The 19,824-nt window shown below is 69.4% G+C and carries 21 protein-coding genes; 5 read left to right on the top strand and 16 right to left on the bottom strand.

Features of this window, described 5'->3' with window-relative positions:
- Positions 1–38: 38 nt before the first annotated feature.
- The 5 genes from H9656_RS08805 to prmC all read right to left on the bottom strand — a co-directional run bounded on the left by H9656_RS08805 (position 39) and on the right by prmC (position 4,833).
- Positions 39–443 carry a hypothetical protein gene (locus H9656_RS08805; RefSeq protein WP_125900338.1) on the bottom strand — a complete coding sequence of 135 codons (405 nt, stop codon included), beginning with the start codon at positions 441–443 and terminating at the stop codon, positions 39–41.
- A gap of 72 nt (positions 444–515) precedes the next feature.
- Positions 516–1,202: a DUF4893 domain-containing protein gene (locus tag H9656_RS08800; RefSeq protein ID WP_225212412.1), complete on the bottom strand. Its 687-nt coding sequence runs from the start codon at positions 1,200–1,202 to the stop codon at positions 516–518.
- 138 nt (positions 1,203–1,340) lie between these two features.
- Complete coding sequence (locus H9656_RS08795) at positions 1,341–2,684, bottom strand: ATP-binding response regulator (RefSeq protein ID WP_191743899.1); 1,344 nt, start codon at positions 2,682–2,684, stop codon at positions 1,341–1,343.
- A gap of 82 nt (positions 2,685–2,766) precedes the next feature.
- Positions 2,767–3,648, bottom strand: a complete 882-nt coding sequence (locus H9656_RS08790) for a DUF4167 domain-containing protein (RefSeq protein ID WP_225212411.1) — start codon at positions 3,646–3,648, stop codon at positions 2,767–2,769.
- Between the two features lie 276 nt (positions 3,649–3,924).
- On the bottom strand, positions 3,925–4,833 hold the full coding sequence (gene prmC, locus H9656_RS08785; protein ID WP_191743897.1) for a peptide chain release factor N(5)-glutamine methyltransferase: 909 nt from the start codon (positions 4,831–4,833) through the stop codon (positions 3,925–3,927).
- Between the two features lie 159 nt (positions 4,834–4,992).
- Here prmC and H9656_RS08780 point away from each other — a divergent pair, with 159 nt between their 5' ends.
- Complete coding sequence (locus tag H9656_RS08780) at positions 4,993–6,174, top strand: YihY/virulence factor BrkB family protein (protein WP_225212410.1); 1,182 nt, start codon at positions 4,993–4,995, stop codon at positions 6,172–6,174.
- A 29-nt stretch (positions 6,175–6,203) separates the two neighbouring features.
- On the opposite strand, the gene prfA is transcribed toward H9656_RS08780, so the two are convergent.
- Positions 6,204–7,271 (bottom strand): peptide chain release factor 1, encoded by a 1,068-nt coding sequence (gene prfA / locus H9656_RS08775; protein WP_191743895.1) that lies wholly within the window; start codon positions 7,269–7,271, stop codon positions 6,204–6,206.
- Positions 7,272–7,469: 198 nt separating this feature from the next.
- Between prfA and H9656_RS08770 the strand changes: the two genes are divergently transcribed.
- The 3 genes from H9656_RS08770 to H9656_RS08760 all read left to right on the top strand — a co-directional run bounded on the left by H9656_RS08770 (position 7,470) and on the right by H9656_RS08760 (position 9,702).
- Positions 7,470–8,087: a response regulator gene (locus H9656_RS08770; protein ID WP_191743894.1), complete on the top strand. Its 618-nt coding sequence runs from the start codon at positions 7,470–7,472 to the stop codon at positions 8,085–8,087.
- Positions 8,088–8,174: 87 nt separating this feature from the next.
- A complete protein-coding gene (locus H9656_RS08765; RefSeq protein WP_191743893.1) occupies positions 8,175–8,945 on the top strand; it encodes a sulfite exporter TauE/SafE family protein in 771 nt (256 codons plus the stop codon).
- Between the two features lie 64 nt (positions 8,946–9,009).
- Positions 9,010–9,702 (top strand): hypothetical protein, encoded by a 693-nt coding sequence (locus H9656_RS08760; protein ID WP_191743892.1) that lies wholly within the window; start codon positions 9,010–9,012, stop codon positions 9,700–9,702.
- A gap of 3 nt (positions 9,703–9,705) precedes the next feature.
- Here the strand turns inward: H9656_RS08760 and H9656_RS08755 are convergent, their stop codons facing one another.
- From H9656_RS08755 to H9656_RS08735, 5 genes are all read right to left on the bottom strand, one after another.
- Positions 9,706–10,302 (bottom strand): glutathione S-transferase N-terminal domain-containing protein, encoded by a 597-nt coding sequence (locus H9656_RS08755; RefSeq protein ID WP_191743891.1) that lies wholly within the window; start codon positions 10,300–10,302, stop codon positions 9,706–9,708.
- 2 nt (positions 10,303–10,304) lie between these two features.
- Positions 10,305–11,459, bottom strand: a complete 1,155-nt coding sequence (gene ispG / locus H9656_RS08750) for a flavodoxin-dependent (E)-4-hydroxy-3-methylbut-2-enyl-diphosphate synthase (protein WP_191743890.1) — start codon at positions 11,457–11,459, stop codon at positions 10,305–10,307.
- Between the two features lie 91 nt (positions 11,460–11,550).
- On the bottom strand, positions 11,551–12,705 hold the full coding sequence (locus tag H9656_RS08745) for a helix-turn-helix domain-containing protein (RefSeq protein WP_191743889.1): 1,155 nt from the start codon (positions 12,703–12,705) through the stop codon (positions 11,551–11,553).
- Positions 12,706–12,803: 98 nt separating this feature from the next.
- The gene (gene ptsP, locus H9656_RS08740; protein WP_025976913.1) at positions 12,804–15,083 is read right to left on the bottom strand and encodes a phosphoenolpyruvate--protein phosphotransferase; all 2,280 of its coding nucleotides are present in this window, start codon (positions 15,081–15,083) and stop codon (positions 12,804–12,806) included.
- Between the two features lie 55 nt (positions 15,084–15,138).
- On the bottom strand, positions 15,139–16,428 hold the full coding sequence (locus H9656_RS08735; protein WP_191743888.1) for an aspartate kinase: 1,290 nt from the start codon (positions 16,426–16,428) through the stop codon (positions 15,139–15,141).
- A 45-nt stretch (positions 16,429–16,473) separates the two neighbouring features.
- Here H9656_RS08735 and ubiG point away from each other — a divergent pair, with 45 nt between their 5' ends.
- Positions 16,474–17,304: a bifunctional 2-polyprenyl-6-hydroxyphenol methylase/3-demethylubiquinol 3-O-methyltransferase UbiG gene (ubiG, locus tag H9656_RS08730; RefSeq protein ID WP_225212409.1), complete on the top strand. Its 831-nt coding sequence runs from the start codon at positions 16,474–16,476 to the stop codon at positions 17,302–17,304.
- Positions 17,305–17,308: 4 nt separating this feature from the next.
- Here the strand turns inward: ubiG and H9656_RS08725 are convergent, their stop codons facing one another.
- Genes H9656_RS08725 through grxC form a run of 5 tightly spaced genes read right to left on the bottom strand, consistent with a single transcriptional unit; the run spans position 17,309 to position 19,806 of the window.
- Complete coding sequence (locus tag H9656_RS08725; protein ID WP_225212408.1) at positions 17,309–17,842, bottom strand: GNAT family N-acetyltransferase; 534 nt, start codon at positions 17,840–17,842, stop codon at positions 17,309–17,311.
- A 46-nt stretch (positions 17,843–17,888) separates the two neighbouring features.
- A complete protein-coding gene (locus H9656_RS08720) occupies positions 17,889–18,257 on the bottom strand; it encodes a DUF6265 family protein (RefSeq protein WP_225212407.1) in 369 nt (122 codons plus the stop codon).
- A gap of 4 nt (positions 18,258–18,261) precedes the next feature.
- Positions 18,262–18,711, bottom strand: a complete 450-nt coding sequence (locus tag H9656_RS08715; protein WP_191743887.1) for a DUF1178 family protein — start codon at positions 18,709–18,711, stop codon at positions 18,262–18,264.
- On the bottom strand, positions 18,708–19,547 hold the full coding sequence (locus H9656_RS08710; protein ID WP_191743886.1) for a carbon-nitrogen hydrolase family protein: 840 nt from the start codon (positions 19,545–19,547) through the stop codon (positions 18,708–18,710). The genes H9656_RS08715 and H9656_RS08710 overlap by 4 nt, the downstream gene beginning before the upstream one ends.
- Before the next feature lies 1 nt (position 19,548).
- A complete protein-coding gene (grxC, locus tag H9656_RS08705) occupies positions 19,549–19,806 on the bottom strand; it encodes a glutaredoxin 3 (RefSeq protein ID WP_191743885.1) in 258 nt (85 codons plus the stop codon).
- Positions 19,807–19,824 lie beyond the last annotated feature (18 nt).

The raw sequence follows: 19,824 nt of genomic DNA, 5'->3' as shown, positions 1-19,824 counted from the left end.
TCCGACGGGCCGCCCCTTCTTCATTTCGTCGCTGTGGCTTAGCGCGCCGCGGGACGCTGCCCCGCCTCGAGGATCGGCATGCCCGCCTCGGTCGGGATGTAGATGGTCTGGCGGCCTTCCTTGCCGGCCGTCTCCTGCAGCATGTTGATGTAGGACCAGCGCAGATAGGCCTCGGGGCCGCCCAGCGCCTCGGCCATGATGCGGTTCGCTTCGTTGGCGCCCTTGGCGCGCTCGATCTCGGCGGCGGCGGTCAGCTTGGCCGAGTCCAGGGCGGCCTGGGCTTCCAGCACGCGGATGCGGCGGTTCTGGACCGCCTCTTCATAGGCGGCCTTGCCGGCCATCTGCTTGGAATAGACGTTGTAGGTAGGGAAGCCGATCAGCACGACCGCCAGAACAACGGCGATGGCGATGATGGATCCGAGCGTGAGGCCGACGCCGCGCATGGGCTTGTCCTGAAGTTAAGCAAAGAGAGGGCAAGGTGGCGGCGGGGGCCGCCGCCAGTCAAGCTTTGTGATCTACCGTCTGCGCGTGGACGTCGAGGCCGGCGCCGGGACCAGTTCGAGAATGTCCAAATTGGACTCCAGCGCAGGCCAGGGCGTCACCAGTCTCCAGCGGCGGTCGCCGATCCGTTCCAGCACCGAAACCATGTCGCGCTCAGGCCGCTGGCCATAGGCGCGCGCGGCCGGTTCCGAGGCCAGGGCCATCGAGCCGAGGAAGACCATCTCGCGATCGTTCTCGGGGAACAGCAGACCCGCCTGGCGCTGCGAGCCGCTGAGCTTGGTCAGCTTCAGCCCGAAGGCGGTGTTGTCGATACGACAGGCGAACCAGCCGTAAACGACGTAGCCCAGGCCGCCCTCGCCGCCCTGAGAGCCCAGCTTGATCGTTCGGCAGCGATAGGCCCCCTCGGGCGGGGCTACGCCCGGCAGCGCCGCGCCTGGGTCGATCAAGTCACCGACCGCCATAAGGTCGCCAGACCCGGTCTGACGCTTGGCCTGCTCCAAAGCCAGCGACCAGGCGGCGGCGCGGCGTTGATAGCGATCGCGGTCGGCAGCCGTTATGACGCCGCGCCAATCGGCCAGCACGGCTCCGGTCGGTGCGTCAGGGACGGCCGGGACGGGCGGCGAAGGCGGCGGAGGCGGCGGCGGGGGAGGCGCAAACGGCGTGGCGCACGCGGCGAGCGCCGCCGACAGCGACAGCGCCATCAGACCCGTTTGGATTCGGCTTGGCCGGCGGGAATGGATCGGCGAGCGCGGCATAGCGGGTTTCCCTTAGCAACGGGATCGAAGCCCCTACGCCCTAGGAAGCCGCCGCAGCCCGCCGCGTCAACCCTGAGCCGCGACTTATGACGCCGCGCGCGCCAGGGCCGGTCGGCTGAGAGCGCGCTTCAACGCCTCGGCCAATGCCTTGACGGAGACCGGTCGCTGGAGCAGTTCCGCCACGCCCTCGACGCTGTCGATGTCGGTGTCGGAGCTGACGCCCAGCACGGGAATCCGCTGCATAGCCGGGTCCGAGCGCAGCTCCGCCACGAAGGCCGCTCCGCGGTCATCCGCCAGATCCAGGTCGAACACGACCACGTCCGGCCGCAGGTCGCGCGCCAGCGTCAACCCGTTCGTCGCACAGGCCGCGACGTGAAGCTGCAGGCCGGCGAAGTCCTGCACCAGGCGTCGCATCAGAGCGACTGCCGCCGGGTCCCTGGCGACATACAGGACCACGCCGTGCGGAAAACGCTGCAGTTCCGGCAGCAGGCGGGCCGCATCCGGGGTAACAGCCCCCGCGGCGCCGGCTGCGGGCAGGCTGATGATGAAGGCCACGCCGCGCCCCTCAACGTTCGTCGCTTCGAGCCGCCCCTGCATGGCCTGCAGCAGCCGCTGCGCGGCGGCCAGTCCCGGCCAGAGCGCGCGACCGCCTTCCTCACGAACGGCGGCGATGGCCGGGGCGTCTAGGGGTTGAAACAAGGCTTCAAGCTGCGCGGCCGTCAGGTCGGGACCACTATCGCGGACCGTCACCTGGACGTCGCCGCCGAGACGGCGCGCGTCGAAGGTGACCGCCCCTCCAGCGGGGCAACGCCCGACGGCGAGCGCGATCACGCCGACGAAGACGCGCTGCAAGCGTTCGGAGTCCGCTGCGACGGTCAGGCCCGCCTGCGGCTCTGGCGGCTCGAGGATCACCTGCGCGGCCGCCGCTTCCGCCGCCAGCGACTGGCAGACGCGATGCGCAACCAGCAGAGGATCGACGCTTTGAGGCGGCGCCGTGGCCGGCCGCTCCGCCTCGGCCAGCGCGCTCATCCCCTCGACCAGGGTGAGCAGGCGCGTGGCGGCTTCGCCGATGCGTTCGGCGGCCTGCCGCTGGCGGTGGCTCAGCGGTTCGCCGCCCGCGTTCACGCGGATCAGGTCGGAAAATCCGAGCACGCCTTCCAGCGGGGTCCGCATTTGCCGGCTCACGACGCGGATCAAATCGGCGTGGCGGCGACGCCCCTGAAAGGCGTCTTCGACGGCGCGCAGGCGGGCTGCGTCTGCCTCGGCCAGCGCCGTTTCCAGATCGACGAGACGGCGACGAGCCCCGCCCAGTTCGCCGTCATGGACCCGCTGCACCGCAGCGATGCGGCGATGCGCCCGGAAAGAAAGCCGGATGCCGGCCACCCCCGTCGCCAACGACAGAGCAGCCACGAACAGCAACAGTTCCATCGACCTTCCTCCCGTAGCGAGAAGAATGGCGATGAAAGGTTGTATTTGTCTGTAGGCGCAACCCTAGGGCGTCAACGCGGCCTCAGCCTTCGTCGTCGGGACCCGCCGCTTCGGCCTTACGACGCGTGCGGCGCTTGGGCGCGGGCGCCGCCTCATCCTCGGCGGCGGCCCCCTCCTCGGCCGCGATCGGCCGCGTCAGGAAGCCCGGCAAGCCAGCCGCGTCATCAGTCGGCTGAGCAGTCACGTCGTCGGCCGCGGCACGCGGACGCCGCGGAGCGCGAGGCGCGCGCGGCGCGCGTTCGACCGGCGCCTCTTCGATCACGGCGGGCGCGTCGGCGCTTTCGGAAGGCTGATCGTCGCCCGGAGCCGGCTCCTCGTCAGAACCGCCAGCGTCGCCTTCGTTGTTCTCGAAGCGACGGTTGCGCTCGTCGCGGCGGCGCTCCCAGCGCTCCCGACGGCTTTCGCGGCGCCCGCCCTCACGGCCCTCGGCGTCGGCGCCGTTGTCCGATCCCTCGCGGTCCCGGTCACGATCGCGGTCGCGGTTGGCCTCGCGGTCGGCGCGCTCGGCCTGGCGGCGCGCCTCGTCTTCCAGACGGCGCTCCTCGGCCTGCTGAGCGGCGATGATCGCCGCAGCCTGGGCGCCCGATTCGTCCTCGAAATCGATGTCGAAACCCTGGCCGGCCAGTTCGCGCTGGGCGATCTCGCTGACCGGGCGTTGCGGCTGCAGCGCGCGCAGGACGCGGAAATAGTGTTCGGCGTGCTGGGTGTAGTTCTCGGCCAGAACGCGGTCGCCAGCGGCTGCGGCGTCGCGCGCCAGCTGCATATAGCGCTCATAGACGGTCTGGGCGTTGCCCCGGACCTTAATGTTCTCGGGACCTTGCGAGTCCCACGAGCGGTTCGGATTTGTGGCGTTGGCGTTGTTGCCGCCGCCGGGCTTCCGGTTGCGTCCGCGCTGACGCTTCATGCCCTTGAAATCTCTCATCGGAGCTTACCGTGCTGGTGCGGGCCGCCGTCGAAGAAGACGGGCGGGACCCTGTTCGTCGTTCCGTTCGTTCGGGGCCTATCCCCGGTGCGAGCTTTTCGGAAAACCGTGCGTTCCCCGTGGTCCGCCGCGCCCGTCTGAGGGGCGCGACCGTCACTGGACCCAGACGCGCTTAAGCGAGCAAACCTGCCCGAAAAGGATGCGTTTGGATGGGAACAACACGGACTTAGCGCGCGGCGCGGCGCTTTCCAAGGGTTTTTATTGCAGCGGCGCTTCGACCTCGGGGATAGGACCCACGCGCGGGTCCGGACCGTTCGTCACGACGCGGTCGCGATCCGCCAGATCCTTGACCACCTTGACGTCGGCGAAGCCGGCCGCCTCGAACAGGGCCTTGACCGCCTCGCCCTGGTCCCAGCCGATCTCGACGGCGAAGACGCCTTCGGGGCGCAGGATGCGGGCGATCTCGGGCGCCAGGTCGCGATAGGGCTGCAGCCCGTCCGGCCCGCCGTCCAAAGCCAGATGAGGGTCGTGCTCGCGCACCTCGGGGTCCAGGCCGGCGATGTCGCCGGTCGGAATATAGGGCGGGTTGGACACCACCAGATCGAAGCTGGCGTCGGCGAAACCCGCCGCCCAGTCCGTGCGCATGAAGGTGCAGCGGTTGTTCAGGTCCAGGTTGGCCGCGTTCTCGCGGGCCACGGCGATGGCCTCGGTCGAGATGTCGGTGCCGACGCCGCGCGCGCCGCGCCGCTCGGCCAGCGCCGCTAGCAGGATCGCGCCCGACCCGGTGCCCAGATCAGCCATGTCGAAGGTCGAGTGCGGCGGAAACGCGCGGACGATCACGTCCACCACCGTCTCGGTGTCTGGACGGGGGCTGAGCACGTCGGGGGTGACGTTCAGCATGATCTTCCAGAAGCCCTTGCGGCCCAGGATGCGCGACACCGGCTCGCGGCGCAGGCGGCGATCGACCATGGCGTCGAGCGCGCGGGTTTGCTCTTCGCTGAGGGCGCGATAGGGATCGTTCAGGATGTCGACACGTCCCGCCCCGGTCGCCGCTTCCAGCAGCAGGCGGGCGTCGATGGAGGGGCTGTCGATGCCGGCGGCTTTCAGGCGGGCCTGCGCGCCTTTCCAGGCGGTCAGCAAGGTCGGTTGGGTGTTCTGATCGGACATCACCGGTGATTGGGGTCTGCCGCGCGCGATTTCAAGACGGAACGGCATGGCAGCGTAGCCGTTGAGGGGCGAATGGGGATGAACGACCTGCTCAGATCGAACCGCCGCCGTTCAGGGCGTCGCCCGTCTCGCCCCCCGGCGAGAGGGGCTGGCGGGCTGTTGCGTTATCTGGCGGCTGCGGCCGGCGGACTGGCGACCGGCGCGACCGCGGCCCATCTGCTCTACACTCAAGGCCATCGGTTCGGGGTTGAGTTGCGGCCGTCGCGCCCCGACGTCCTGCCCCCGCGCGATCCGACGCCCGAGGACTATGACGCCAAGGAGCCGGGACGCGGCCGCCTGGCCCATCGGCCGTTGCAAATCCCGCACAAGGGCTGGGTCGATATTCTGTGGCGCACCGTCATGGGCTATTTCGGCGATCGAGTCGGTTTCGTCGCCGGCGGCGTGACCTTCTTCATGCTGCTGGCCCTGTTTCCGACGTTGGGCGCCTTCGTCACCGTCTACGGCCTGTTCGCCGACCCCGCCGACGCCTGGGGCCAGCTCAGCTTCCTCTATGAGATTCTGCCCTCGAACGTAGCGCAGTTCCTGGGGGCTGAGATGACGCGGCTGGCGGGCAATTCGACCGGCCAGCTGACCTTCACCCTGGTGTGGACCCTGCTGCTGACGCTGTTGGCGGCGAACGGGGGCATCAAGACGCTCTTCTACGGCCTGAATCTCGCCTATCACGAGGTCGAGCGGCGCAACATCGTGGTCTACAACCTGATGTGCATGGGCTTCACCCTCTCGGCCATAGCGGCGGTGCTGCTGAGTTCGGCCCTGGTGGTCGGCGTGCCCCTGGTGCTGGCGGTGTTCGGGCTTCAGGACGAGTGGGCCTATCTGGCGCCGCTGCGCTGGCCACTGCTGTTCTTCGGCTATGTGGGCGCGCTGGCTCTGATCTATCGCCTGGGACCGAGCCGGGCGCGGGCGCGGTGGCGCTGGCTGACGCCGGGCGCCCTGTTCGCGGCGGTCATGAGCCTGCTGGTGTCCTTCCTGTTCAGCTGGTTCCTGACCAACTTCGTGCGGACCGATTCCTACGGCCCTCTGGCGGCGGCCATGGGTTTCCTGCTGTGGACCTGGTTCTCGGTGCAGGTGATCCTGATGGGCGCGCGGCTAAACGCCGAGATCGAGCACCAGACGGCCCAGGACACGACCATTGGCGCGCCCCTCCCGATCGGCGAGCGAGGCGCGGTGATGGCCGATTCCGTCGGCGCTCGGCGCGGCAACCCCGCCGCCCTGGCCTATACGCTGAAATACGCCGAGAGCCTGGGCGACCGGGTGCTGAAGCGAAGGGCGCGGCGCAGATAGGGCGATCGCTTCCGCCCGTCGGGGTCCTGTCAGACGAACTCGGCTTCCAGATCGGCCAGACGGGCGGCCTGGTCCTCGGCGATCAGGGCATCCAGCAGGGGCGCCAGGTCGCCTTCCAGAATCTGCGGCAGGCTGTGCAGGGTCAGGCCGATGCGGTGATCGGTCACCCGTCCTTGCGGGAAGTTATAGGTGCGGATGCGCTCGGAGCGGTCGCCCGAGCCGACCTGCGACTTGCGCGCGTCGGAGCGGGCCGCATCCTTGGCCTGACGCTGCATGTCATACAGGCGGATGCGCAGGTTCTTCATCGCCTTGTCGCGGTTCACGTGCTGCGACTTCTCTGACGAGGTGGCGACGATGCCGGTGGGCAGGTGGGTGATGCGCACCGCCGAGTCGGTCTTGTTGACGTGCTGGCCGCCCGCGCCGGACGAGCGGTAGGTGTCGATGCGGATGTCCTTGTCGAGAATCTCGATCTCGACGTCCTCGACCTCGGGCAGGACGGCGACGGTGGCCGCCGAGGTGTGGATGCGCCCGCCTGCCTCGGTCGTCGGCACGCGCTGGACGCGGTGGACGCCGCTTTCGAACTTCAGACGGCCGAACACGCCCTCGCCGCTGACAGTGGCGATGATCTCCTTGAAGCCGCCCGCGTCGCCCTCGGTCGCGCTGTCGATCTCGACGCGCCAGCCGCGCGTGGAGGCGTAGCGCGAATACATGCGGAACAGGTCGCCCGCGAACAGGGCCGCCTCGTCCCCGCCGGTGCCGGCGCGCACTTCCAGCACGGCCGAGGCGTTCTCATCGGCGTCTCGGGGCGCCAGCAGAAGCGCGACGTCGCGCTTCAGCCCCGGCAGGCGCTCGGTCAGGGCGTCCAGTTCATCGGCGGCCAGGGCGGCCATTTCCGGATCGGCGGCCATGGCCTTCAGGTCTTCCACCTCGGCCCGGGCGCGGGCCAGGGCCTGGACCGCATCGGCCACCGGCTTGAGCTCGGCGTGCTCTTTCGACAGGCGCACGATCTCGGCGCCGTCCGTGGCGGCGCCCATGCGGGCCTCCACCTGATGGAAGCGATCGAGCACCTGATCGAGCCGGGCCTGGGGCAGTCGCAACGGCGTGTCCTTGCAGAGAAAATCGAGCGCGGAGCCTTACCCGCGACGCGGCACCGTGTCGATAAAAACGCCTCTACACGCGCATATGGAGCGATTGTGAACGGCCGTCACAAGCCCGTCAGCCCGGTTTCTTCGCACCTGCAAACGCCCTAGCTCCACCTCGACTTTAACGGGCTGAAGCGAAAACGGAGACAGGGCATGAGCCATGAAAATCCCCCCGATGGCGTGTCGGCGGGCATCGCGCCAGCCACGGATGTCGCACGCCTGTGCGCCCTCTACGACGGCCTGCTGGCCCCGGGCGGCGAACCCTTGAGCCGCTCAGCCGAACAAGAGTTGAAGGCCCTGGCCAAGATTTTCGATCTGGACGCCGAGCGTTCGGCTGCCGAACTGTGGCCCTTTGTTCGAGCGGTTCTCGTGCGACAGGCTCCGCCTCAGGCGACCAGCGTCACGCCTCCCGTCGAGCCCCGGACCGTCCTGCTGGTCGAGGACGACGCCGACGCCGCCGCCGATCTGACCGAGACGCTGGACGCCGCCGGGCACCGGGTGGTCGGGCCCTTCCACAGCGCCGAGGCGGCCGAGGCGGCCACCGCTCTTCACCCCATCGACCTGGCCCTGCTCGACATCAATCTGTCAGGCGAAGCGACGGGCGTGGATCTGGCGCGGAAGCTGAAATCGCGCTGGGGCGTGCCGGTCATCTTCCTGTCGGGCGACGTTACGGCGGCGGCCCAGAACGCTGAACTGGCCGCCGCCATGGTGATCAAACCCTATAGCGGGCGTGACGTGCTGGACGCCATCGCGCGGCTGGAAAGCGCCTGACGGCTGGGCGGGTGCGGGCACGCAGGCCATTGCCAGAGCAGCCGCGACCTGCGCCTGATGGCCCGTAATCACCGGCTGAGGCGCTGAATGGAAACCTTCTTCCTGTTCCTGCTGGTCGGCGTCCTGGCCCAGGCGGTCGATGGCGCGCTCGGCATGGCCTACGGCGTCATCTCATCTTCCGTCCTGCTGGCCCTGGGCGTGCCCCCCGCCACGGCCTCCGCCAGCGTTCACGCCGCTGAAGTCTTCACCACCGCCGCCTCCGCGGGCAGCCACACCTTGCATCGGAACGTCGAGTGGCGCCTGCTGCTGCCGCTGGCCGTCGCCGGGGTGGTCGGCGGAGTTGTCGGCGCCTATGTGCTGACGGGCCTCGAAGCGGCGGTGATCAAGCCCTTCATCGTCGCCTATCTGGCCCTGGTCGGCGTGTGGATCCTGTGGCGGGCGGGGCACGACATCCCGACCCGCCACTTGCCTGCCTGGGTCACCGGTCCTCTGGGACTGGTCGGCGGGTTCCTCGACGCGATTGGCGGCGGCGGCTGGGGCCCGACCGTCTCCTCGACCATGGTCGGGGCCGGACATGAGCCGCGCAAGGCCATCGGCACGGTGAATACGGCCGAGTTCTTCCTGACAGTCGCCATCTCCGCCACCTTCGTCTGGGCCCTGGTCACCGGTCACTGGGAAGAAGCCGGAGCCCTGCGCAATCACGCCGCCGCTGTGGCCGGCCTGGTCGTCGGCGGGCTGATCGCCGCCCCCTTCGCGGGCCTGATCGTCAAGAAGGTGCCGCGCAAGGTGCTGACCTATGCCGTCGGCGGCCTCTTGATCGTGCTGGCGGCGTTCCAAGGCTATCAGCTCCTGACCTAACGCGGGTCATTGACACTCCGCTCGCGCGCAGCCGACTGTCGATTGCACAGGTCGGGGGCGACGAATGCGCGAATGGATAATCGGCGTCATAATCGGGGGGCTGGCGTCCGGCTGCGCATCGACACAGACAATCCCGCCGCAGATTGAACAGATCGACCGTCCCGCCCTGGGCGCCGTTGTCGAAATCGAGCTGGGCGAGGCGGCGGTCGAAAGCGGGCGACGTCGCAGCCTGCCCGGCCTGGCGCTCTCGAACGAGCTGACCTGGGGCGACGGCGTGCTGAGAAAGCGCTTCACGGTCGCGCCGGGCCGATTGGCGGCGCGCCAGAGCGACGCGCGACACACCTATTATTTTTCCGATCGGATGACGGCCCGCGATCCTCTGCTGGGAACGGCGCCCTATGCCTCGGGCGGGCTCTGCCGCGCCAACGACGGATCAGGCCCGGTGCGCGGCTTCATCACGCCGGGCCTGTGCGTCCTGAGCTGGAACGCGACGCCCCAGGTGCGCGACATCCGCATCGACGAGGCCGACGAGGGCGCGCGGCGGCGCGAGCTGATCTATCACGGCCGCGCCGACGGCAAAGTACGCTTCCTCTATCGCGAGACGAGCGGCGACGACGCGCCCCAGAGCCAGAGCATCGACTATGATCTGAACCACAGCGCGGTGATCGGCTTTCGCGGGGCGCGGCTGGAGGTTCTGGAGGCCGACAACACCCGTCTGCGCTACCGGCTCCTCGCTCCGTTCGACACGGACGAGTAAGCTTCAGACTGGATAGGTGTCGATGAAGCTGGGCCGCTTCTCCAGCGCCGCCTGCAGGGCGACCAGGTTCGGACGCCCGGTCTTCCAGTCATAGTCCGGGTGTCGGAAGCTGATCCAGGTGACGGCGACGCCCGCCGTCAGCACGCCCATGTCCAGCGCCTCTGCGTCCGGCGCGGCGGCTTCGAGCGCATCCAGGGTGCGGCCCATGTTGACGGTCCAGCGCTCCATCCACGACGCCGAGCGTTCATGCTCCGGCCGGCGCTTCTCCAGCACCAGTTTGACGCCCATCTCCAGCGTCGCGTTGCCGAGCGTCTCCAGCCGCTTGACCCGTAGGCGCTCTGCGCCTTCCGGAGGCAGCAGGCGCGGGCCGGCGCCCAGGGCGTCCAGATATTCGGCGATCACCGGGCTGTCGTTCAGCGGCAGGCCGTCCTCGGCGATCAGGGTCGGCACCTGCACCGCAGGATTGGTCGCCAGCAATTCCGGCGCATTGCCGTAGGGATCGACGGCGATTTCCTCGATCCGCTCGGACAGGCCCTTTTCGCGGGCGACGATGCGCACCTTGCGCGCGAAGGGCGAAGGCGTGGTGATGTAGAGCTTCATGATTACTCGGCGGCGTTGAGGGCGGCGGGGGCCGCACGGGCGGCGTCCAGTTCAACGGCCTTGGCTTCGACCTGGGCGACGATCTCCTCGATCATACCGTCGTTGGCCTGTTTATGGGCGATCTTGCCGTTCAGATAGACCATGCCCGCCCCCTTGCCGCCGCCGGTGAAACCGACGTCGGTATAGAGCGCCTCGCCCGGCCCGTTGACGACGCAGCCGATGATCGACAGAGACATGGCCGTCGAAATGTGCGCCAGCCGGTCTTCCAGAATCCCCACCGTCTCGATGACGTTGAAGCCCTGACGCGCGCAGGACGGGCAGGCGATGATGTTCACCCCCCGGTGGCGCAGGCCCAGCGACTTCAGGATGTCGAAGCCGACCTTGATCTCCTCGACCGGATCGGCGGCCAGGGAGACGCGGATGGTGTCGCCGATGCCCGACCACAGCATATTGCCCATGCCGATGGCCGACTTGATCGTGCCGGTGCGAAGCGGCCCCGCCTCGGTCACGCCCAGGTGCAGGGGGCAGTCGATGGCGTCGGCCAGCTGCTGATAGGCGGCGACCGTCAAGAAGGGGTCGGACGCCTTCACCGAAATCTTGAACTCGTGGAAGTCCAGGTCCTGCAGGATGCGGGCGTGGCTCAGCGCGCTTTCGACCATCGCGTCCGGACAGGGCTCGCCGTATTTCTCCAGCAACTCCTTCTCCAGCGAGCCGGCGTTGACGCCGATGCGCATGGAGCAGCCGTGGTCGCGGGCGGCCTGAACGACCTCCTTGACCCGCTCGATCGAGCCGATGTTGCCGGGATTGATCCGCAGGCAGGCCGCGCCCGCCTGGGCGGCCTCGATGCCGCGGCGATAATGGAAGTGGATGTCGGCCACCAGCGGCACGCGGGCTTCGCGGGCGATGGTCCTGAAGGCCGCCGTCGAATCCTCATCGGGGCAGGAGACGCGGACGATGTCGGCCCCAGCCTCTTCCAGCTGACGGATCTGTTCCAGCGTCGCCGCCGCGTCGGCGGTCGGCGTATTGGTCATCGACTGGACGCTGATCGGCGCGCCCCCGCCGACGGGAACGGAGCCGACCATGATCTGGCGGCTCTTGCGGCGCTCGATGTGGCGCCAGGGACGGACGTGGCCGAGTTCGGAACTATGGTCGCTCATGACGCCGCAAACATAGGACAGGAAGGACGGCAAAACCACGACAGACGACGAAAGATCATCGCCTGGGCCGCGCGATCACGCTGCAAAGCATTCAGACGGCGGGCGGTTGGGCGACCGGCCCAGTCGCTGTCGCAGTCGCAGCCGGAGTCGTCGGCTGATAGGGCTGCGGTCTCGGCGCGGCCGCAGCGGCTGCTGCGGCAGCGGCCTGGGCGGCGCGAGCGCGAGCCTCGGCGGCGGCGGCGACGCGCGCCTCGGATTCACGCGCGGCGGCCTGGGCGCGGTTGTTCAGCGTCCCCAGCGGCGACTGGGGCGCGGGCAGGACGCCGCCGTGCTCGCCGTTCAGATAGATGTCGAACGCCTCCGGATCGGGCGTGTCGATGGTGGCCGACAGGCCGGGCGGCGCACGCCAGGCCTCGCCCGCCGCCAACTGGCGCGCGAACAGGATGCGGCCGTCGCCCTGGCGGATGACCAGAATGGCCGGCTTGCGCGCCTGAAGCGTGACCTGGGACGCCGTGGCCGAGGCGCCGTAGATGGCCCCGCGCGGGTTGAAGGCGGCCTGAACCGGAGGGGCTGGCGGCGGCGCGGCGTTGGGGTCGTCTGGGTCGATGCCGGTCAGCTGCGCCTCCAGCCCCGGCGTGACGTACAAGGCCGGCGTGGTCTGATCCGGCGGGGCCGCCCTGGGCGCCCCGAGGTAAAGCGCGCGGTCGCGCTGGCGGTCGGCCTGCTCGGCCCAGTCCTTGGGCACGGCGACCAGATCCGACGGGTGCGGCGCCTCGATGCGGTTCAGCCGCTGAAACACGTTCCAGCCGACCACCACCGCCAGAAAGGCGCCGATGACGCCCAGGATCTTGGGCGAGTTCTGGCGCATCTGCTGCAGGGCGGCGCCCGTCGGCGGCTGCAACGGCACGGCCGCATCGGGATATTCCTGCTTGAACCGCTCGACCGCGTTCAGCTCGTCCAGCCCCAGGGCGCCCGCATAGGCGCGCACATAGCCCATCGAGAAGATGCGCGACGGCAGGGCGGCGTACTCGGCCTGCTCCAGCGCCGTCAGGAAACGCGGATGCACCCGCGTCATGGTCGACAGGTGGGCCATCGACAGGCCCGAGGCCAGACGCGCGGCGCGCAAAGTCGCGCCCAGGGAATCATCCGAGGGATCTTCCGGCGCCGGCTGGGGCGTCGGCTCAGGGGTCTGATCCAGCGTCGCGTCGGCGTCGAAGTCGAACGCGGCTTGCCGATCCTGGTCCATAGGGTCGGGGTTCCGTCACGCCAGGCGGCCGTGCGCCCGTCATCCCCGCTTAGACGAGGCGAGGAGCGCGGGCAACGCGGGAAAGCGGCGCAGCTTTCCTAGACTTCCACGTTCAGCTTGCGCGCCAGCGACTCGATCTCGCCGCGCACCGACCCGGCCGAGGAGCCGAGCAGGACGTTCATCCCCCGTCGCGCCGCGTTGAGATCCGCCGACAGGATCATGCGCTTGACCGGCCCCACCCCGCCCGCCGGGGCGGACAGGCGGCTGTAGCCCAGGGTGATCAGGGCGAAGGCCTCCAGCGGGCGGCCCGCCAGTTCGCCGCAGACGGAGACCGGCGTGGCGCTGTCGGCGCACTTCTGCTGGATCTCGGCCAGGGCGCGCAGGAAGGGCGGCGACAGGGCGTCATAACGCTCGGACACCCGCGGGTTCGTGCGGTCGGAGGCGAACATATACTGCATCAGGTCGTTGGTGCCGATCGAGACGAAGTCGGTCAGCGGCAGCAGGGCGTCCAGGTGCCACAGCAGGCTGGGGCACTCGATCATGGCCCCGACGCGCAGCAGGGACGGCAGCGGGCGGCCCCGGCGTCGCGCCCAGTCGCATTCGATGTCGACCAGTTCGCGCGCGGCCCTGAACTCGTCCACCGTGGCGATCATCGGGAACATGACGCGCAGTTCGCGCCCGGCGGCGGCGGTCAGCAGGGCGCGCAACTGCATCCTCAGCAGGGCCGGACGATCCAGCCCCAGACGGATGGCGCGCCGCCCCAGCGCCGGGTTCTCCTCGCGCTCATTGTCCAGATAGGGCAGGACCTTGTCGCCGCCGATATCCAGCGTGCGGAAGGTGACCGGCCGATCGCCCGCCGCATCCAGCACCAGCTTGTAGAGCGCCGTCTGCGAGTCCAGGCGCGGCAGTTCGTCCGAGACCATGAACTGGAACTCGGTGCGGAACAGGCCGATGCCCTCAGCCCCGGTGGCGTCCAGATTCTCCAGATCCACCGCCAGACCGGCGTTGGTCAGCAGCACGATGCGCTTGCCGTCCTTGGTGACGGCGGGGGTGTCGCGCAGTTGGTCGAACTCGGCGCGCTGCTGGGCGCGCACGGCCATCCGGCTCTCGACCGCCGCCAGCATGTCCGGACGCGGCCGCAGATAGGCCTCGCCCGTTTCGCCGTCGACGATCACCTGATCGCCCTCGGTCAGGCGGTCGCGCAGGCCCTGAAGGCGGCCGACGCAGGGAATCTGCAGGGCGCGCGCGACAATGGCCGCGTGAGCGGCGGCGGAGCCCTCTTCCAGCAGCAGGCCGCGCAGCTTGTGGCGCGGATATTCCAGCAGGTCCGCCGGACCCAGATTCTTGGCCACCAGGATCGCGTCGTCGGGCAGGTCGCGCTGGCCCGGATGGTCGCCCGCCATCAGCCGCAGCAGGCGGTTGGCCAGGTCCTCGAAGTCGTGCAGCCGCTCGCGGATGTAGGGGTCGCGCGCGTTGGCGAAGCGGGCGCGGTGCTCGTTGCGGACGCGGTCGACGGCGGCCTCGGCCGTCAGGCCAGAGCGCACCGCCTCCTCCAGCGACCGGTTCCAGCCCCGGTCGTCGGCGAACATGCGATAGGTCTCCAGCACCTCATAGGGGGTGCCGCCCAGCTTGCCCTGACTGCCCTCCAGCAGGGCGTCGATGCTGGTGCGCAGACCGTCCAGCGCCGCCTTCAGGCGGACCTCCTCGGCGACCGGGTCGTCGGCCAGAAGCTGTTCGGGCGCGATCGGCGCCTCGTGCAGCACCGCCCGACCGAACGACAGGCCTTCGGCGAACTTCTGTCCCCGCAGCCGTTCGGGCCGATGAGGCGCCACCTCGACGTCGCGCAGCTCCTCCAGCGCCAGCAGCTCGCCCGAGGCCACCGTCTCGGCCAGGACCATGGCGATGGTCTGGATGTCCTCGATCTCTTCCTCGTCATAGCGACGAGCGGCGCGGTTCTGGACGACCAGAACGCCGATGGCCCGGCCGCCGCGCAGCAGGGGCGCGCCGAGGAAGGCGTGATAGGGGTCTTCGCCCGTTTCCGGCCGGTAGGAGAAGCTGGGGTGCGACTGGGCGTCCGACAGGCTGAGCGGCTCGGCCGTGCGGGCCACCTCGCCGACCAGGCCCTCGCCGGGGCGCAGGCGGGTGTTATGGACGGCCTCTGGGTTCAGCCCCTCGGTGGCGAACAGCTCCAACTCGCCCGAGGCGCGCCGCAGATAGATGGAGCAGACCTCGGCCACCATGGAGCGGGCGATGATCCGCACCACCATGTTCAGCCGGGTCTGGGCCGGCGCGCCGCCCCCCGGCCCGGCCAGGGCCTCGCGGATCTGGCGCAACAGGAGGCGTGGCCCCCTCGCCGTCACTGCTGCGCCCTTTACCATGGTCTCTCCCGCCTAACCGTCCGATCCGTTCAGATAGGGCGGCGCGTCCCTTATCCTAGCTTTCCGCGTCCAGTCCGTAGGCCGCGTGCAGCGCACGCACCGCCAGCTCTGCATAATCCGAATCGATCAGAACGCTGATCTTGATTTCAGAGGTCGAGATAGCCTGGAACTTCACGCCCTTGTCGGCCAGGGCGCGGAACATGGTCTGGGCCACGCCCGCGTGGCTTCTCATTCCGACGCCGATCACCGACACCTTGGCCACGTCGTCGTCGACCCGCAGCTCCTCGAAGCCGATCTCGGCCTTGGCCGCCATCATCAGCTCGGCGGCGCGGCGCGCGTCGCGGCGGCCGGTCGTGAAGGTCAGGTTGACCGCGCCTTCGGTGCGGGCCTGGCTCTGCACGATCATGTCGACGTTGACCTCGGCCTCGGCCAGGCGGGTGAAGACGTCGGCCGGGGCGTCCGTCCGGTCCGACAGGCCCAAAAGCGTGATCCGGGCTTCGTCCCGGCTCATGGTCACGCCGGAAACGATGCGCTTTTCCACGATCTCATCCTCGTCGCAAATCAGGGTGCCGGCGTGTTGCGGCAGGTTTCCGTTTTCATCCGGTTCAATGAAGCTGGACAGGACGCGCACCGGCACGCGCTTGTGCATGGCCAGTTCGACCGAACGGGTCTGCAGCACCTTGGCGCCCAGCGACGCCATCTCCAGCATTTCTTCGTAGGACACCTTCTCCAGACGCCGGGCGCGGCTCTGGATGCGCGGGTCGGTCGTATAGACGCCGTCCACGTCGGTGTAGATGTCGCACGGCGCGCCGAGCGCCGCCGCCACCGCCACCGCCGAGGTGTCCGAGCCGCCCCGGCCCAGGGTGGTGATGCGGCCGTCGCGGGTCACGCCCTGAAAGCCCGGCACGATGGCGATCTCGCCCGCGTCGACGGCGGCGCCCAGCACGTCGCCCTGCACGTCCTCGATGCGGGCGCGGCCGTGGGCGTCGTCGGTCAGGATCGGAATCTGCCAGCCCATCCAGCTGCGGGCCTTGAAGCCCATGTTGCGCAGGGTCAGGGCCAGAAGGCCCGAGGTCACCTGTTCGCCCGAGGCGACCACCACGTCATATTCGTCGTCCGACAGAGCGCTGTCGGCGTACAGGCCCGGCGCGGCGGCGCCGACACCATCGGTCCAGGCCACCAGCTCATTGGTCTTGCCCGCCATGGCCGAGACGACCACGGCCACGCCCTTGCCTCTGGAGGCCTCGGCGGCGACGATGCGCGCCGCGCGACGGATGCGTTCGAGGTCGGCCATGGAGGTGCCGCCGAACTTCATCACCAACCGGTTCGTGTCGGCCCGCGTCATCCCTGCGCCTGATCCCCCTGCTTGCATGGCGGGCGAAGGCGGTCCATGCCTGAGCCCATGCCCGCTTCTAACGACAGCCTCGATCCGCGCAAACCCCAAAGCGATGAGGGTTTTTCACCCTTTGCTACCGATCGTGCCGAAGGGCCGAGCATTGATCCTGCCGATGTGGCGCGCTTTTCGGCCCAGGCGGCCGAGTGGTGGGACCCCAAAGGGCCTTTCGCGCCCCTGCATCGCTTCAATCCGGCGCGGCTGAAATTCGTGCGCGACCGGGCGGCCGAGCATTTCCAGCGCGACGTAAAGGCGCGCGCGCCTTTCAACGGACTCAGCCTGATCGACATCGGCTGCGGCGGCGGGCTGATCGCCGAGCCGATGCGGCGCATGGGCTTTGACGTCACCGCCATCGACGCTTCGTCCGAGAACATCGGCACCGCCCGCGCCCACGCCGAGCAGGTCGGCCTCGACATCGCCTATCGCGCCGCCACCGTCGAACAGATGGTCGAAGCGGGCGCAGGTCCGTTCGACGTGGTGCTGACGATGGAGGTGATCGAACACGTCGCCGACCCCGAGGCCTTCATCCGCGCCTGCTCCAAGCTGATCAAGCCGGGCGGGCTGATGATCGTCGCCACCCTGAACCGCACGCTGAAGGGCCTGCTGCTGGGCAAGGTCGCGGCGGAATATGTGCTTCGCTGGGTGCCGGCGGGCACCCACGACTGGCGCCAGTTCCTCAAGCCCGAGGAGCTGCGCGCCATGCTGGACGGCGAGCCGCTGAGCGTAACCGGGCCCTACGGCCTGGCCTACGACCCGCTGAGCGACCGCTGGAGCGAAGGCGACGACGTGGGCATCAACTATATGATGATGGCGACGCGGGACGCCTGACGGCTCAGAGCGGGCGAACCATGTAGCGGGCGTCGTCGCCGTAGCTGGCCAGCTTCTCGGCCATGCCGGGCGGATTCTGGATCTCGAAGCCGTTGCGCGCCCAGAAGCTCGATGCGTCGTTGACCGCCACCAGGGCGAGCGCCGGCCAGCCCGCCGCCGTGGCCTGCTCGGCCAGGCGTTCGACCACCGGTCGGGTGAAGCCGCCGCCGCGCGTGTCTGGGTGCAGGGCCAGATCGTGCAGATAGACCACCTCGGCCTCGGCCGGGATGGCGTCGATCAGCACGTTCAGCGCCGGAGCCGCGTTCAACTTCCATGGATAGGCGACCATATATCCCATGACCGGCCGGCCCTCGGCCGCCAGAACGAAACAGCCCTCAGGATACAGCTCCAGACGGTTGGCGAAGCAGGCGCGTTCTTCCGGGTGATCGGGGAAGGAGAGCTGGGCCACCGCCACCACGCCGTCGAGGTCGTCCGGCGTCATCGCCCGCCAGGTCGGAGGGGGCAGCGGGCGTTCAGTTCCGCCCTGTTGAATCGCCATTGCACGCTCCGGTTCTCGTCGCCGACCGCCCCTTCAATCCGGGCGCTCAGCGTATCCCCGCGCGTTCATAGATGATGCGCTGCGGAAAGTCGTGGTCCGGGTTGGCGAACACAACTCGCTGCGGCCCGCTGTCGACCAGCCGAAAGACCGTCGCCGGCGCCCCGCCCGGCTGCGCGAAATAGGCCAGCGCTCCGTCACTCAGGGGGCCGATGCGCGCGCTCTCGAAGCCGCTGCGGCCATTGCGCACGGTGACCGTGAGGCCGACGATCAGACCCGCGCGCGGATCGCTCCAGGTCTCGGACGCCTCGCGTCCGCCGGAACAGTCCAGCCAGTAACCCGCCAGCCACGACAGGTCGGGGGTCGAGGCAGGCGCCGTCTGCAGCGCGGCCACGGCCAGGGCGATCATCAGGGACATCGCGTCAGTTCGCCTTCTTGGGATCGGGCGGCAGGCTGGGCAGGCGCGCGCAGGGCACGCCGTCGTCCTTCAGCTTCTTGACCTCGGCGGGGGTGGCCTCGCCGTAGATCTCGCGCTTCTCGCTGCGGCCTTCGTGGATGTCGCGGGCCTCGCGGGCGAAGGCGTCGCCGACGTAGTCGAAGTTCTGCTCGACGTGGTCGCGCACCTGCTGCGCCGCTTGCATCATCATCGACTGCATCTGCTTGAGAGCTTCAGGTTTCAGGGCGTCGGGCGAAGGCGCGGTCTTCTTCGTGCCGGAGACGGCCGGGGCCATCACCTGCTTCCGCACCGCCGTCGAGCCGCAGAAGGGGCATTCGACCAGGCCGCGCGCCGCCTGATCGTCATAGTCGGACGAGGAGCCGAACCAGGCCTCGAAGCCGTGGTCGTGGTCGCAGGAGAGGGCGTAACGGATCATAGGGACAGGTCGAAGTCGCGGTCGTGGCGAAGGGCCGGCACGGAGGCCCGCGCTCGCTCCACCGAGGAAAGGTCCAGCCGGGCGTGCAGGACGCCCGGTTCATCGTGGTCGAGCCGGGCGATGACTTCGCCCCACGGGCCAACGACGAGGGAGCGGCCCCAGGTCTGGCGGCCGTCCTCATGCGTGCCGCCCTGGGCCGGGGCCAGGATGAAGGCGCTGGTCTCGATGGCGCGGGCGCGCAGCAGCGTCTCCCAGTGCGCCTCGCCGGTCGGGCGGGTGAAGGCGGCGGGAACGGCGATCAGATTCGCGCCCGCCTTGGCCAGGGCGCGGTGCAGATGCGGGAAACGCAGGTCGTAGCAGATGGTCAGGCCCAGACCGCCCCAGGGCGTGTCAGCCACCGCCGCCGCCTCGCCCGGCCTGATCGAGGCGCTTTCGCGATAGGTCTCGCCGTTCGGCAGGTCGACGTCGAAGACATGCAGCTTGTCATAGCGCGCCGTGATCGCCCCGCCGGGGTCGATCAGGAGCGACCGGTTGGCGGCGCGCGGATCATCCGCCACGCCCGAGCGGACGATGACCGAGCCGACCAGCAGCCAGACGCCCAGTTCGGCGGCCAGGGCCTGCAGCCCCAGCACAGCCGGATCGGCGCCCTCGCCCGACAGGGCGGCGTCGCGCAAAGCTCGGCGCTGTTCGAGGAAGTTGGTCCCCTCGGGCGTCAGGATCAGCTGCGCGCCTCCGGCCGCGGCTTGCCGGATCAGGGGCTCGACATGCGCCAGCCCCGCGGGCGCCGTCGCCGGCGTCCGCGTCTGGATCAGCGCAATGTCGAGCGCGTCAGTCACGTCAGGCCGCCAGCAAGGCGTCCAGCTCGCCCTTGCGGTCCAGGGCGTGGATGTCGTCCGAGCCGCCGACGTGTTTTCCGTCAATGAAGATCTGCGGGAAGGTGGCGGCGCCGCCCGAGCGCTCGACCATCTCGGCCTTCTTCTCGGGGTCGTTGGAGGCGACGATGTTGGTATAGGCCGCGCCCTTGCTGTCCAGCAGGGCCATGGCGCGGATGCAGTAGGGGCAGCCGGGTTTGGTGTAGAGAACGACTTCGGCCAAGGGAGACTCCTAGAGGCT

The organism is Brevundimonas guildfordensis (assembly GCF_014836405.1).
GTDB lineage: Bacteria > Pseudomonadota > Alphaproteobacteria > Caulobacterales > Caulobacteraceae > Brevundimonas > Brevundimonas guildfordensis.
The sequence above is the reverse complement of the archived record's forward strand: the minus strand, read 5'-3'. Positions and strand labels throughout refer to the sequence as shown.

Excerpts from the sequence above, each read along its gene's own strand:
- H9656_RS08715 (WP_191743887.1), bottom strand. The coding sequence starts at position 18,711 with ATGATCCGTTACGCCCTCTCCTGCGACCACGACCACGGCTTCGAGGCC.
- prmC (WP_191743897.1), bottom strand. The coding sequence starts at position 4,833 with ATGTCCGATCAGAACACCCAACCGACCTTGCTGACCGCCTGGAAAGGC.
- H9656_RS08735 (WP_191743888.1), bottom strand. The coding sequence starts at position 16,428 with ATGACGCGGGCCGACACGAACCGGTTGGTGATGAAGTTCGGCGGCACC.
- H9656_RS08755 (WP_191743891.1), bottom strand. The coding sequence starts at position 10,302 with ATGAAGCTCTACATCACCACGCCTTCGCCCTTCGCGCGCAAGGTGCGC.
- H9656_RS08800 (WP_225212412.1), bottom strand. The coding sequence starts at position 1,202 with ATGGCGCTGTCGCTGTCGGCGGCGCTCGCCGCGTGCGCCACGCCGTTT.
- H9656_RS08765 (WP_191743893.1), top strand. The coding sequence starts at position 8,175 with ATGGAAACCTTCTTCCTGTTCCTGCTGGTCGGCGTCCTGGCCCAGGCG.
- H9656_RS08770 (WP_191743894.1), top strand. The coding sequence starts at position 7,470 with ATGAGCCATGAAAATCCCCCCGATGGCGTGTCGGCGGGCATCGCGCCA.
- H9656_RS08795 (WP_191743899.1), bottom strand. The coding sequence starts at position 2,684 with ATGGAACTGTTGCTGTTCGTGGCTGCTCTGTCGTTGGCGACGGGGGTG.
- ubiG (WP_225212409.1), top strand. The coding sequence starts at position 16,474 with ATGCCTGAGCCCATGCCCGCTTCTAACGACAGCCTCGATCCGCGCAAA.
- H9656_RS08720 (WP_225212407.1), bottom strand. The coding sequence starts at position 18,257 with ATGTCCCTGATGATCGCCCTGGCCGTGGCCGCGCTGCAGACGGCGCCT.
- H9656_RS08760 (WP_191743892.1), top strand. The coding sequence starts at position 9,010 with ATGCGCGAATGGATAATCGGCGTCATAATCGGGGGGCTGGCGTCCGGC.
- H9656_RS08745 (WP_191743889.1), bottom strand. The coding sequence starts at position 12,705 with ATGGACCAGGATCGGCAAGCCGCGTTCGACTTCGACGCCGACGCGACG.
- H9656_RS08790 (WP_225212411.1), bottom strand. The coding sequence starts at position 3,648 with ATGAAGCGTCAGCGCGGACGCAACCGGAAGCCCGGCGGCGGCAACAAC.
- ptsP (WP_025976913.1), bottom strand. The coding sequence starts at position 15,083 with ATGGTAAAGGGCGCAGCAGTGACGGCGAGGGGGCCACGCCTCCTGTTG.
- ispG (WP_191743890.1), bottom strand. The coding sequence starts at position 11,459 with ATGAGCGACCATAGTTCCGAACTCGGCCACGTCCGTCCCTGGCGCCAC.
- H9656_RS08805 (WP_125900338.1), bottom strand. The coding sequence starts at position 443 with ATGCGCGGCGTCGGCCTCACGCTCGGATCCATCATCGCCATCGCCGTT.
- H9656_RS08725 (WP_225212408.1), bottom strand. The coding sequence starts at position 17,842 with ATGGCGATTCAACAGGGCGGAACTGAACGCCCGCTGCCCCCTCCGACC.